Below are 13,961 nucleotides of genomic sequence, written 5' to 3' on the forward strand. Positions count from 1 at the left end.
CTGCAAATTTTTTTCTAAATTTTTTTTGTGCTGGAAATTTTCCGGAAAAATTTCCGTACAGAAAAATCTCATGAACCGGTTTTTTTTCGCGTGGAGTTGAAAAAATTTAGAGCGGAAAAAAATTTCCAAATAGTCGACCCCCTCTTGCGCCACCAGTCCCCCACAGAAAATCTGATCAACACTTCCAGTCGTTTCGTGTAAAGTAATTATTCCGGTAATTCGGAGGAATCGCAACCGGGGGGTGCCCACACGGCGGGAGTGAAATCCGAATGGTCCATCAGGACCATGAGGATAAGTCCCCCGACAGCGTCAGAGATCCTAATCTCGACAGTATCCGAGGTGTTCTCCTGCCTTAAAATAACCATAATTCATCGATGTGAAATATCGCACCTCCGACGAAACCGGCAGGGTCAAAACAGGGGTTCTTTTCAATTGCTGGGTATATTGGTCGATCCATCATGAGATCGGCCGCTGTAACTCTGCTATTTACTGCTTTTTCCGGGGACAGTTTGGGGGGATTCCCACCAAACAGAGCGCAAAATCGGCGTTTCATAAAACAACCATGTCGTTTTTTCACGCTATTATGTCGATCCAAAGGGTCCGGCAGATATACCCCCCAGAGTTCTCCGACGGAGACTGGTCATACACGGAGTGTATGTCCGGTACGACTCGGGCCACGGGGTTCTACGACATCCGAATGACCATCATGCCATGAGGTTGAGAAGAATCCGAAGGATTCTTCGAGAGAGAATGGGATTACGGGGAGAGCTGTTCCCGGGAGGGAATTGTGTGGGGGGAGATGTCACCGAATCCCACGATGGCGATCGTGACGATCACAAAATAAAATGCATCGATCGGGTGGAGATCTTCGGTCAGGATAAACCCGATGGTCCCGCAGGCCATAACGAATGCAAGAATTGCGGAATATACCCGGACACGAAACCCGATCCCTTCCGCCATACACTGATTCTCTCTTCCGGTGCTATAAATACCCGGGGTACGCGGACAGAGGAATTAAAAAAAGGATTATACCGGGCCATCCGGTTGTTTTTTAGTCTTGCGGGCAGCAGGATTGCCATCAACGGATGTAACCGTGACGGTAGTGGATGAGATGCTAATCCGATCTTCCGCTTGAATGGCCGCAAGGATCAGCTCGTTCAGCCGGGAGCGGAGGATCCGGCGGCCGCGGGCATCGGTCACGTACCGCACATCCAGCGTGATCCAGTTATCCGTGAGCGTGATGTAGGCCGAAGGTTCGACAACTTTCTTGGGAAGATAATATTTTTCCCCGATTCGTTCAATCTCTACATCAGCCTGCATGGTCATTGCCAGGGTTTCTTTGACAACAATACCAAGGACAAGATCCCGTGCCAGCCTCCAGTCGCTGTCATAGGTGAGGGGAATGGAGATCTCGTCCCAGACAAACGAATGATCGCGGGTAAAATTGTACACCGGATGGGTTATCACAAGGCCGTTGGGGATGGTGAGCAGGCGCCCTGACGGCTGGTCGCCGGAAACCCAGCCGCGTATCTCCATAAGTGTCGTGTTCAGGACCCCGATATCCATCACGTCCCCGGAATTGTTGTCAATCGTGATCCGGTCTCCGACACGGTACATGCTGGAGATAATGATCAAAAATCCCCCGACAAAATTCTTAAACACATCCTGCAGGGCAAAGGCAAGGGTGGCCCCGATGATACCATAGGAGACAATAAGGGCAGAGGTGTCCGTCACCCATATCCGCAGGCAGAGTGCGATGATGAGTACTACCGATAGTACGGAAATGGCCTTGTTTGCCGTGTACCGGGTTTTCTGATCGGTGATCCTTCTGACGACAACCATGCTGATGATGATGCTGAAAACAAGGTACGATGCGGTCAGTACAAGGGAGGTGGAAAAGAGATCAGTGACTAACGGGTCGTTCAGGAGATGTGCAGCTGCACCGAGTCCTACCGAGAGGAGGAGAAGCAGGGTGAATATGAACAGCTGACGTTTCATGCATTGGTCCGGATATTACTCTTCTCTCCTTTTGGTTTATTAAAATGCTCTGGCTGGCAGAGTAGAATACTGATTGTGAAGGTACGTTCATTCAGGCATTATTTTTAATAACCGGGTGAAAACTGTCCGGATTTTAAAAAACCCACCGGATTCCTGACAATTCGTTAAAATCTTTTTTTAATCCGGGACCGTGACGCATTGTTTATCGTCAGCCCCGCCCCTGCCCGCTCCACTCATTCCACCTTCATGCTCGTTGCTGGTGACCGGGCCTGCATACAGCACGGTGACCTTGTTCGCACTATCGTTACGGGACGCCCCGGGCATCCTGAAAAGGGGGGTGACGGTGCTCCGGTTATCCATTTTTACCAGCCAGCCGGGTTTTATATCCACACCCATACCAGTAGCCCGGTATTACCCCCGGTCCCCCGGAGGGGAACAAAAAAGAATTGAAATTATCCTTAACAGACCAGATCACATTCGTTCAGGCAATTATAAATGTCCGGTTTTCCGTTGCAGTTACTTTTACATATGACGCATTGGTAAAATAATTTCGAACCATTGTCAGGTGGCTGTACTGATTTTTGCTGGGGGAGATCCACCGCATAATAGTGTACCCCGGCACCAATACTTCCGGCGATTGCTAAACAGACCATAACGAGCACGAGCCGTGCAAGCGGGGTATATGCTGAGGGGGATTCCGGCATAATGAAAAACCATCCTTCTGGACAAGTCGTTTATTTTGGATGGGGATGATGGATATAAAAAGACTGGGAATCTGGACCCGGATGAACCGGGTTGCCAGTTTCTTTTGCAATCACCTCATTGTATCCTCAAGGTGCAATCTTTCTTTCCCTTTTCACTACCTCTCCCGGTAAAAGACTCCCCCGGGCGGGAATTTATGCATTGTGGGATTTAAGGTATTTCGCCTTTGTCCCCCTGATAGGAATGCACTGGATAACTATCCTTATCATTCCCGTTTTCCCATCTATTGGTATACGAAAAAAAAGCAGGCACTCATGCCAGACTACCCGGTCCATCCTCCGGACAACAGTGATATCCATGAACAAGAAAACGCTCGGGCTCATTGCTCTCATCCTCCTTATCCTTGCTGCCGGGGCCTGGGCCGGGTATACGATAATCCATGCAAACACCCCGGTACGGATCGGCGTCCTCATTCCCGTGACCGGTGATATCGATCTTAAGGAACCGCTCGAATGGGCAAAGGACAATATTAACCGGGAAGGCGGTATTGGCGGGCGACCGATCGAACTCGTGTATAAGGATACCGGTAAGGGTAACATGACGCAGCTCGCAGAGGAACTGCTGGACGATCCCACCATCCAGATTGTTATCGGACCCCAGGCAAGCGACCATGTCTACGCACTTGCACCGGCATTTATCACCCGGGAAAAACTCTTAATCAGCCCGGAAGCCACTTCCGGGGACATCATCCGGGCATTCGGCAAAAAAGGATATTTCTGGCGGACCTGCCAGGGTGATGTGGCACAGGTAAAGATGATCCTCTCGGTCCTGAAAGGAAAGGGAGCGAAAAAAGTTGCCCTGCTCGCGGCGAACACGACGTGGGGGGACACGTTTTATGACTGGACCGGATTCTTTTCAACTGAATACTGCCTCGAACTTGTTTCAATTAACCAGTTCGACACGGGCAGCAGCAGTCTCGATAACGATGTCGCTGACGCACTGAAAACGAATCCGGATTATCTCATCGCAATCTGCGAGCCCTCCGATGCGGCCACCATCAAGCGGGCAGTCGATCGCTCGGGATCCCCGGCAAAACTTTTCCTTGCCGATGGTTCGGTCTCCCCGGTCCTGATACAATTGCTCGGTGCTGCCGCAGAAGGCCTTGAGGGAACGTCTCCGACAGCCGACCTCACGACCGGGTTCACCGTTGCCTATCAGGAAAAGTTCGGGCATCCCCCTACCGATTATGCAGCGCCGACCTATGATGCCCTCCTGCTCGCCGCTTATACCTCAGCCCGGCAGGATGCGAGCCTCTTTGAATCACCGGCCGACTCTCTCCGGAAAGTCGTCTATGGAAACGGCACCCCAACCGGCTGGGATGCGCAGGGGTCGCATGAGGCGCTGGCAGCGATCCGGGCCGGCGAGACCCCGGCCATCTCCGGCGCCAGCGGCCCTCTCGACTATGACACGGAGTTCGGGGTTGATCCGCTTGTCACATATTACTCCCACTGGATTGTTGAAGACGGTGATTTCCGGACCGTCGAGACAATCGGCTCGGCAAAGACCGGTGTCAATAGTGCAGCCGGTGAATCGGTTGCACGAACCACGGCTTCCGCAAGCCTCATGTCCTTTGTACCTTCCGGCTCGGATACCTACGTACCCTCGGTCACCAAGACGGATTTCCGGGCAGTCATTGTCGGGCCATCGGGCGGATGGAAAAATTACCGGCACCAGGCAGATGCCCTGACCGTCTACACCCTATTGCGGGAGAACGGGGTTCCCGATGATCACATCATCCTGATGGTCTATGACGATGTTCCCACCGCTCCGGAAAATCCACTCAAGGGAGATGTACACAATATTCCCAAAGGGAAAAATATTCGTCCCGGTGCGGACGTGGATTATGCCGGTTCACAGGTAACGGCGGCCACGCTGAAAAATGTCCTGACCGGCACAAAGATCGCGTCAACTCCCGTTGTACTTGAAAGCAATGTGAGTACCGATGTGTTCGTATATATCGCAAGCCACGGCTCACCGGGAGGGATCGCGTTCCAGTCAGATGAACTTTTTACAACGGACGATTTTACCAATGTTACCGATTCGATGAACCGGAACCAACAGTACCGGCAGCTCGTCTTTGTGGTTGACACCTGTTTTGGTGAGAGTGTTGCAATGAACGCAACCGCACCCGGCATCATCTATCTCACGGGAGCGGCATACAACGAACCATCGCTGGGGGCGGTCTATGATATGGACATTAAGCAGTGGTTGTCAGATGAGTTCACCTCACGCATTATGAGCCTGCTCCAGTCGAACCGCGATATCACGTTCCGGCAACTCTACACGGCGGCCTATGAGAAAGTGACCGGATCGCACGTCCGCATGATAACAACGGGAAATGTCAGTATCGATCAACCGGTCATGGAGTTCTTAAAACCATGAACCGGAAGTATCTCATCATCGGTGCCATTGTAGCGATCATTGCCGTTCTTGCAATTATTGTGGCAATGGTTGTGGTCCCACACGAACCCACACGGCCGGTTGTTTATATTATCTATCATTCGGATAAGGGAGATCTGTCCTACACAGACAGTGCCTACCGGGGCCTTTTTGCCGCACAGGAGGATATGCAGTTTACCAAGCGGGAATATAGTATGTCCACTCCGGTGAACTTTTCCCGGTTGCTCACCGGGACAGCCGCTGAAAAGCCCGGTTTTGTCATCACGCTTGGATATGACAAAGCCGGTTTCACCCAGGCACTTGCAACAGAACATCCGGATATCCGGTTCCTTGCCATCGATCAGACCGGCATCGGCTCTGGCAATGTCCGGGCATACGAGATCACGTCCTATGGTGAAAGTTATCTTGCAGGAGTGCTTGCGGCATCTGCCACAAAGACCGGCAGGGTCGGGATCGTTCTTGGCACACAATCAACGCTGCTCGAAGCATTCCGTCTGGGATATGTCGATGGGGTCCATGCCGTCAGTCCGACAATTCCCGTTGACCAGGCGTATGTACGGGATAATTCAACGACCGGGTTTTATGACACGGACCGTGCCGCAGAAATTTCCGGCGGGATGTATGCCAACGGTGCGGATGTGGTATACGCGGTTGCCGGCTACTCCAACATCGGGGTGATCCGCGAGGCAAAAAAAGCACCGGGACGGTATATCATCGGTGTGGATTCCGACCAGACCTATCTTGGCCCCGGGGTGGTCCTTGCTTCTGCCGTGAAGCATGTGGACCGGGTCGTGTATACCGGTATTGCAAAATACATAAACGGTTCATTCACCGGGGGTGACGAGGTCGCCGGTCTCAAAGAAGGGGTGACCGGTCTTTCGTTCAACCCGAAGTTTGAGCACTATAACAGCACGGTCCGAGCATGGGACGCAAAAGCACAGGAAGAAGAAGCGAAATATCTCCGGTCACGGGCCCTGTCGGTGCAGAAATAATCCGGGACCACAACATTACTTCTGTCAACTGATACGCAGACCATAAACTGCATGAGCCGGCCCGGCGATGGTTTTTGAGGATTGCGACAATATGAACAAACCTCATCAGGAACCTATCGATACGGTCTGATTGGGGTGAAGGTCTACAATATTTTTTTGAGGAATTTTTTTTGTTAATAATACCCGGGGGATTGTTGATCAATTTCAAAAATGAAAGAGATGAGATGGTAATCGCGTGGGAAAATCCCTCATGGAATGAAAAGAAAAAAGTTTAAGGACTGCCCGGTTTCCTCAATAACCTATGCACATAGGTTTACACGTTGCGTTCTCTGGCACATTAAGCGCCGCAGCCTGCTGTATTGGGAGGTCAATGGCGAAATACCAGGCAAGTGCGATGATTGTGCCGAGGATTGCAAGCGCTATCATGAAGATGACGAGTTTTTTCAGGGCGTCGGATTGCTGGGGTCCGGTCATGTGATCCTCTCCTGTGCGTTCAGAGAGGATCAATCTTGGGATGGGATAAATAGATGACAAGGATATCCCGAACCGTGTATGTATGGAGACTAAAAGGGATGTTCTCCGATGAATTCAGCCATAAGCATCGTTGCCCGGGGAGACTGGGATCACCGGCGCATCGGGGGGCTCTGATTTGGTGCTTGCGTCCCCGATTCCAGCGGACACCCGCCCGGCCATCGCGATGAACAAGGAACCAGAAAGACCTTCTTCCCCTGCTCGTTCTTCCCATTCCCTATTTTCCGGGAAAAATCGGCATGCTCAAAGTATCATTATTTAATAAAAGCGATTAATTTGAGCCTTATTTTGGAAAAAAGATATAAATTGCCAGAATTCCCTTCGGAATACCCCCGACCAGATTCGGACTGGTGTCGCCGGATCCAAAATCCGACATGATTGACCGCTACACTACGGGGGTGAATATTGGTTAATTCACTTGACAAATTTCCTTAAAAGAAAATTTGTTCTATTGATTTTAGCGTGGGAGATATTAAAATCACATCAGCAGCAGCTGATGAGAAAATGGGAGGGACCGGTCCACGAAACCTGTGCGAGTTCGTTTATGGTGCACGAATCGTTCTGAACAAGGTTGCGATACGACGGACGTTGCTCGTTCAGGACCCGATCATGATGTCTGCAGGTTTTTCCGAGCTGGCCTTTTTTACCGGTTCTTTATGTTCAGGTACTTTAGTCTCCACGTGCTTCTGGGGATGAAGCGGGGGTTCCTCAGATTTCTGGATCTGTTTAGGGTACCGGGCCAGGATTTCCTTAGTGACCTTGAGCTGTTCCTTCATGATACCGGACATCTCAGCCAAGAGCTTGTTCTGGGTACTGATGAGGAGTTCAAGTTCCTGGCTTGCGTGGATGCCCGGTTCGGGATCCTGCGAAGTGCCCTGTTGTTTCTTGATGAATTCACTGCGGCGTTTCCAGATCTTGCTGATACTGTCAATCCCTTTCTTTCGGGTTGGAAAGGCTTCCCGGTAGCGCTCGTAGAATTCATGGCTGTCAGTACATTGGGTGACAAGATCTATTTCCGCGTCGTCAATTTTTTCATATTTTCTTTTCTTTTCCCGTGCCATGAGTACTCCTTCATTATGTCAACAGGCCGGCAAAAAAGAATTGTGGTATGAATCCAATCTGTTTTTTGTGTTGATTTATTGAAGGGGGAATCCGTTTTCCGGAGGTTCACGTGGTGAGATTTATGCATATTTACTGAACGAAACAGGAAAATTTTGAAATGATTGAATTCAAAAATATTTCGTTCAAATTTATAAGATAATTACGAAGTAATTTGGATATCCATTTTTTTCAATATAATTTGTTTTAATTCTGAAATTAGAAAAAATAGATTTATTTGGGAAAAATACTATTCTCTAACATAAAAAGTATGCCTTTCAATTTGCTTGGAATTTTCCAGATTATATCTTTTTGGAAAATACCTCAAATTACCGATGTTAGAGAACAATTTTTCAAATGCTTCAGATTACTTAATTTTCCTTCGTAAATTTGGTAAAATTTGAATAATCCTGATTTGCAGTATTTACCCGATTTTGATCAGGATTATCAATTTATGACGTAAAAATTCAATTCATCGATTAGATTTGATGATTCCATTTAATTAAAAAAATTCGATTTTTGCAGAAAAAAGATGAGATTTTCTTCTTAAAAGCAATGGATTTGATAAATCTTGATTTTCAAATTGATAGAATAATTATCGATAAAAATTTTGAAGAAATTAAAATAAAATGAATCAGAATAATTAATATCTTTGTTTAACCACGAATTAAATTAGATATTAAAAATTATGGATTTCTAAATTTTTATGAAGTGGAATTGAAAACAATTGATAAATTCAGGAAAATCTTTAAATTACTTCGGAAGTTCCATGAGAATTAGGAACTCAATCTTTTTCAATTCACTGAGTGAATATTGAATTAAAATCATTAAACCATGGCAATGGATCCTCTTAAATTCTGCTGTTTTCCAGACAATCAACCAGGTTGACCATATAACCGAATGCATCTACCACGCAATATCTTCAGACCGCCCGATACGAGAGACAATTGATCTGAAGAATGCACACCCATATCACCGATTCCACTCAGCGTAAGATCTGGTGGACTATTCAATACCGAACATTACCATTACATCCATTTCTTGAAAAAAGTTACATCCACCACCCGGAACATAATATGACAAATTGGGGTATTCAAGGGAGAAAACTGGATATATAAATATGCCTTTTATGTATAGCATCATACAGTTTATTAGAAGAGATAATAAAAAATCAGGCCCCTTCATTCGACCCGGAAAGAGGGAAATACTGCTGGTATACCTGGCGGCGTTCGTCGATATCCGTGTGCAGGTAAATCTCCGTGGTCTTGATGGATGTGTGACCAAGGTTTTCCTGCACCACTCTCAGGTTTTTCGAGCGCCGGTACAGTTCGCTTGCGTAACTGTGACGGATCTTATGGGGGGTGATCCCCGACGGGGCATAATGCTTAAAGATATGTTGGATTGCCCGGGATGAGATGTGTTTGCCCTGCTGGCCAACAAATAACGGGCCCGTAATGCGGGTTCCAATGAATTTCAGGATATCGGCAAGGGTGTCTTCATCGACAAAAACAAGGCGGATCTTGTCCCCTTTCCCGCGGATCCTGATGGTATGCTCATCAAAATCGATGTCCCCGATGTTCATGTTACACAGTTCGGACACACGGACGCCCGTCGCATAGATGGTTCTGACAATAAGTTTGTCACGGGGATCATCGATAGAATCGATTAAACGGAGCACCTGGTTGTGCTTTAAGTATTTTATATCCTGCTGCTTTATTCGGGGGCGATCAATCCCGGTGATGGGATTTGCATTGACAATTCCCTGGGTATACAGGAAGCGGTAAAAGGAACTCAGGGTCGAGATCATCCGGTGAAACGTCTTGGGTTTGTACGTCTGCATCGATGATACGAAAGAAAGAAAATCATTGATGATGACCGGAGTCACATCGACGGGAGTGTCCAGCCGTGCCTTTTCAAAGTCTTTCCAGTAGAAAACGAGCTTTGTCACATCCGTATTTCGCCTAAGCCAGACATAATACCCGAAATGTTTGATGACCTGCTCATAGCTGTCAAGCGTACGGGGTGAATAATTTCTCATGCGAAGGTAGTTCCGGTAACTTTTGAGCCACTCCGAAAAATACCCGCTTTCCATGCTCTATTCTATTTTATCTCAAATAAATAAAGGTTTGCGCAGAATACCTATTCTCCGCAAGTCGGAAATCGCGATATCTCCGCAGATTTTTGAGCAGTTTTAAGATATCCGACAGTAGAGGGTTGATCATTTTCACGATTCTCGATACAATCTATGACCCGTCAATCCGCTATCTTTCATGTATCTGACCAGATTTTATATGAAAATTGGATCAACAAGAACCTTTTTTCCAAATTAAAACAGTGTCTCTTTTCATTTGTAGGGCCAATTACCCTTCAACCATGGAGAAATGCCGCTGGAACCGCGATACGGAGGTTTACAGACGGAGAAAACCAGGGTGGTTTTCTAGACCGTGAAGCTAATGGGATTAAAATTGAGAGAAAGATCTTACAGGTGTTTAAGAGTATCACATCACCAAACAGAATTCATCAACAGATGCAGAGAATCATGTGTTGTTTATCAGACCGATTCCAGTGATTGGAAACAAAAAAAACCTTAATGAAGAACAATGATCGCCGTTGATTGGAAAAATTTGACAGGCAGTCAATAACTTTCAAAATCGTAACCAGGTATCATGCAATTAAAAGATTCCCAAGTAATTTTCAGATCACGATATGGTGTGATATTTACATTATTTCCTCTCTGAAATGAGTGAACATTTTATCTGAAATATCTTAAAATCACTCAAGGTAAGTGCAAGATTGAGACGCAAAAAATGTAACCTTTAATGATGGGGAACATTATTCAAGAAGGGGGAATTTTCTGTATGAATTTAAAGACCCTTATTTCTCATGATTTACCCCGATTTAGGATTAATTCCAATCGGCCTCATTAAATCAATTGTTTCTCGCATGGAGCTGTCGGATGATATTGCGTGGTAAATGCAGTCGGTATATTGGTTAACCTGATTGATTGTCTGAAAAACAATAAAATTTGTGAGGATCCATTGCCAGAGTTCATTGATGTTTATCTAATATTTACTAAGTTAATGGAAACAGATCAAATTCACTATTTTTATAGGGCCCTTCGAAGTAAATCATAACTTGTTCCCTGATTTACCAATTGTTTTCCATTCCCTATCATAAAAATTGGAAATCCATTATTTTGAATATCTAATTTAATTCGTGGTTAAAAAAAATATTAATTATTTTTGATTCATTTTGTTTTAATATTTTCACAATTTCTATCGATAATTATTCTATCAATTTGAAAATCAAGATTTATCCAATTTGCATTATTTACGATGAAATTCTCTTCATTTTTCTGTAAAAAAGGATTTTTCAATGAAATGGAAACATCAAATTTGAATTTTGATTAGAGATTTTACGTTATAAATTGGTAATCCTGATCGAAATCCGGTGAATGCTGCAAATTAAGATTATTCAAATTCGGTAAAAATACACCATAATTCAAATTATCCGAAATATCTGGAAATTTACAATCATCCAAATGCTACGCTCAAATTCATCATAAAAATACGACGACCAGATATTGAAACATCGTAACCCGGTTAATTTGGTTCACGGATTAGTTGAGCTTATTAGCTGACTAAAAGAAGATTTGATAATATTTATCCACTCCTGGATAACACCCGTCTTCAGATAATCGAATCAGAATCAGGATCAGAATAATAAGTCTGCAATTCGCGATACAAAAAATACAGTATTCGGATTAAATCCCAAAAAGGCCAGATTACAGACGTTCTCCAAAATTGAGAGCCATTCTGATTTTTTGATATTCTTTATGTCGTAGCATATGATCATGCGAAGTCGTATGTAAGGCCTATTCTATGATTTTACTAACTATTTTCCTGAAAAACAGAGCCGGAAGAAACAATTTCACAAGGAAAAATCACGCGGGAGTAAAAAAGGTTGAATTGCCTTATCAGGCCCATCAAATCAGTACACCAAATCTATTTTCTGGAAATGGCGATTTCGTGGATAAATTGGACCGCATTTCCGAAAAAACGCCTGAAATATTTTTTATAATAACAAGATTATCAATCTGGGCGATCTTACAATAAACCATATGATGCTATACATAAAAGCGGGAAATTGAGGATCCAAAACAGATTACTCATATGCCCCTTGAATAGCACATCCCTATCGAGAGAGATACTTCCCGAAACACGTACCAGATATCAGAACAGTCAACGTTCATCGGACCGGAAACACACCAGTGTCAAACCGGAGAGACCCTTTCACAAGTCACCCCAACATCACCAAATCAAAACCATTCCGTGATGAAAGATTATAAACAAAGGGAATCATTGGTAATGTTATACCATGGTTGATGACACCCAGATGCTGACCCCAAGGCAAGTGGCTGAGATACTTGGGGTTCACCAAAAAACAGTCCATCTCTGGCTTCGATCAGGCAGGCTCCAGGGAACAAAAATATCCTACCGTGCCTGGAGAATACCAAAAACGGCACTTGATTCCTTTATTGTGAGTAACAGTAACACCCGGTTGACACAGCATACAGACTCATTAAAAAAGAGCGCGGGGGAACCAAACAATGCACAGCAACTGGCAAAACAAAAAGAGAAACATACCCAGAATCCGATTATTCTGGATTCATCCCCCCAGGCAAGAATGAAACACTATATCCAAGAAATTATGGGAGAGAAAAACCCAAAATGAATAGTTCCTCACTGGGTCTTCAGGAATTCACAGACTCTTGAAATCATGAAGATCAAATATCCCGTTGATCTTTTTCTTTTTAGCTTTTTATCAGACAGGTATGAGATATATTGGTTTCTCTCCTGAAAAATGAGTGAAAACCATGGTTATTTTATAAATAATAAACCACATACTGCTATACACAATATTCAAAAAATGAACCAATTCTGAAATAATTTCACCGGACAGAATAACATCAACAGGTACGGGTGTTTGCTCGTGGACGATACAGACATACGACAGGAAATCAACAAGTATAAAAAATTCAAAAAAGTCGATGGTGCCACCTATCGGAAAGTGAACCAGTTCCTGCGAAAGAGAACATACATTACGGCACGTGAATGGGCCCTTGCAAGGCTGTGTACAGATTTTCGAACATCAGGTGGTGCTGAAATGACATTTATCGGAAAGCACCTGCCGGAACTGGTTCCGTTTATGGAGGACACCTACACACCCCAGGCCGTAAACCAGGCAAGGAATTCTTTTAAAAGAAAGGTTCGTAAAGCCAGTGCTACCTTCTTCTATGGTGCAATGTGTGGTTTTTTTACTACCGATGAACTTGACGACCTTCTTTTTGAGGCCAGCGAGGTATCGCGGTTCCTCCTGGAAGTTGAAGGCACAACACTGGATATTGACGAAGAGATCGATGTCGAAGACCGTATCACAAAAGTGATGAGAAGTGTGGGGGAAGCAGCAAAGACCATCCTTCAGGCGCGAAATGAGGATGGGAGCATGCCCGAAAAGCCACAGGATACACTTCCGGATACTCCTGCGGAACATGATGATTCCCAAGTCATTGATAATACAATTACTCATTCAGGTAGCGAACCGAAAGACGATACTCCTGTTAATGAGATCACCCCATACAGGAATCCCGCAGACAACCCGCAACTTCCACAGACAATCCCGGCATCGGAAGAACCTGCTGAACCGGATCCTCGCGATTTTCCGGTCACAAAAGATCACCCGTGGTGAGGAATTATCATTATGAAAATTATCCAGGTTGCAGGCAGGTCAAATTCGGGTAAAACCACTTTTATCAGAAAACTGATCCCCGAACTTAAAAAAATTGGTCCGGTCGGCGTGATCAAACATCTCGGTGATCATGAGTTTGTCCTCGAAGCGGAGAAAGACACAACCCAGTTTTATGAAGCCGGTGCGGATATCACAACGGGGATCGATGTAAAGAAAACCGTATCGGTAATCCAAAGCACTGATCTTGATGGGACATTGCATTTTTATGCCGAAAGAGGGATGCATTTCACAGTTATTGAGGGATACAAGCAACGGTCCTATGCAAAGATCGTGATTGGAAACCTTGAGATCGATCGTTGTGTGATGTCCAATCCAACTCCGGACGAAGTGATACGATCACTCCATCTCTTTGACGATTTTAAATAAATGAAA

Annotated in this window: 11 protein-coding genes and 1 tRNA gene; 5 read left to right on the forward strand and 7 right to left on the reverse strand. The window is 45.4% G+C overall.

What is annotated here, in order from left to right:
• Window positions 1-756: 756 nt before the first annotated feature.
• The 3 genes from M0R30_RS06620 to M0R30_RS06630 form a co-directional block, all read right to left on the reverse strand.
• Entirely contained in the window at window positions 757-960 is a 204-nt protein-coding gene (locus tag M0R30_RS06620) for an ion channel (protein WP_292544994.1), read from the reverse strand.
• A 66-nt stretch (window positions 961-1,026) separates the two neighbouring features.
• Window positions 1,027-1,998, reverse strand: a complete 972-nt coding sequence (locus tag M0R30_RS06625) for a mechanosensitive ion channel family protein (protein ID WP_292544997.1) — start codon at window positions 1,996-1,998, stop codon at window positions 1,027-1,029.
• A 177-nt stretch (window positions 1,999-2,175) separates the two neighbouring features.
• The gene (locus M0R30_RS06630) at window positions 2,176-2,388 is read right to left on the reverse strand and encodes a hypothetical protein (RefSeq protein WP_292544999.1); all 213 of its coding nucleotides are present in this window, start codon (window positions 2,386-2,388) and stop codon (window positions 2,176-2,178) included.
• Between the two features lie 669 nt (window positions 2,389-3,057).
• On the opposite strand from M0R30_RS06630, the gene M0R30_RS06635 reads away from it, so the two are divergent.
• Together M0R30_RS06635 and M0R30_RS06640 are read left to right on the forward strand one after the other, a co-directional pair.
• A complete protein-coding gene (locus M0R30_RS06635) occupies window positions 3,058-5,142 on the forward strand; it encodes a C13 family peptidase (RefSeq protein WP_292545002.1) in 2,085 nt (694 codons plus the stop codon).
• Window positions 5,139-6,152 (forward strand): BMP family ABC transporter substrate-binding protein, encoded by a 1,014-nt coding sequence (locus M0R30_RS06640; protein ID WP_292545004.1) that lies wholly within the window; start codon window positions 5,139-5,141, stop codon window positions 6,150-6,152. The genes M0R30_RS06635 and M0R30_RS06640 overlap by 4 nt, the downstream gene beginning before the upstream one ends.
• 291 nt (window positions 6,153-6,443) lie before the next feature.
• Here M0R30_RS06640 and M0R30_RS06645 read toward each other — a convergent pair whose 3' ends face one another.
• The 4 genes from M0R30_RS06645 to xerA all read right to left on the reverse strand — a co-directional run bounded on the left by M0R30_RS06645 (window position 6,444) and on the right by xerA (window position 9,873).
• Window positions 6,444-6,626 carry a hypothetical protein gene (locus M0R30_RS06645; RefSeq protein ID WP_292545008.1) on the reverse strand — a complete coding sequence of 61 codons (183 nt, stop codon included), beginning with the start codon at window positions 6,624-6,626 and terminating at the stop codon, window positions 6,444-6,446.
• 384 nt (window positions 6,627-7,010) lie between these two features.
• A tRNA-Gln gene (locus tag M0R30_RS06650) sits at window positions 7,011-7,083 on the reverse strand.
• A gap of 196 nt (window positions 7,084-7,279) precedes the next feature.
• Complete coding sequence (locus M0R30_RS06655; protein ID WP_292545010.1) at window positions 7,280-7,744, reverse strand: hypothetical protein; 465 nt, start codon at window positions 7,742-7,744, stop codon at window positions 7,280-7,282.
• Window positions 7,745-8,952: 1,208 nt separating this feature from the next.
• Window positions 8,953-9,873 (reverse strand): site-specific tyrosine recombinase/integron integrase, encoded by a 921-nt coding sequence (gene xerA / locus M0R30_RS06660; protein WP_292545013.1) that lies wholly within the window; start codon window positions 9,871-9,873, stop codon window positions 8,953-8,955.
• Between the two features lie 2,285 nt (window positions 9,874-12,158).
• Here xerA and M0R30_RS06665 point away from each other — a divergent pair.
• The 3 genes from M0R30_RS06665 to mobB all read left to right on the forward strand — a co-directional run bounded on the left by M0R30_RS06665 (window position 12,159) and on the right by mobB (window position 13,955).
• A complete protein-coding gene (locus M0R30_RS06665; protein ID WP_292545016.1) occupies window positions 12,159-12,515 on the forward strand; it encodes a helix-turn-helix domain-containing protein in 357 nt (118 codons plus the stop codon).
• Between the two features lie 258 nt (window positions 12,516-12,773).
• Complete coding sequence (locus tag M0R30_RS06670; protein ID WP_292545019.1) at window positions 12,774-13,529, forward strand: DUF5806 family protein; 756 nt, start codon at window positions 12,774-12,776, stop codon at window positions 13,527-13,529.
• Window positions 13,530-13,541: 12 nt separating this feature from the next.
• Window positions 13,542-13,955, forward strand: coding sequence for a molybdopterin-guanine dinucleotide biosynthesis protein B (gene mobB / locus M0R30_RS06675; protein ID WP_292545022.1), 414 nt, complete (start codon window positions 13,542-13,544; stop codon window positions 13,953-13,955).
• Window positions 13,956-13,961: the final 6 nt, after the last annotated feature.

Origin of the sequence: Methanoregula sp., assembly GCF_023227875.1 — an archaeon.
Classification (GTDB): Archaea; Halobacteriota; Methanomicrobia; order Methanomicrobiales; family Methanospirillaceae; genus Methanoregula.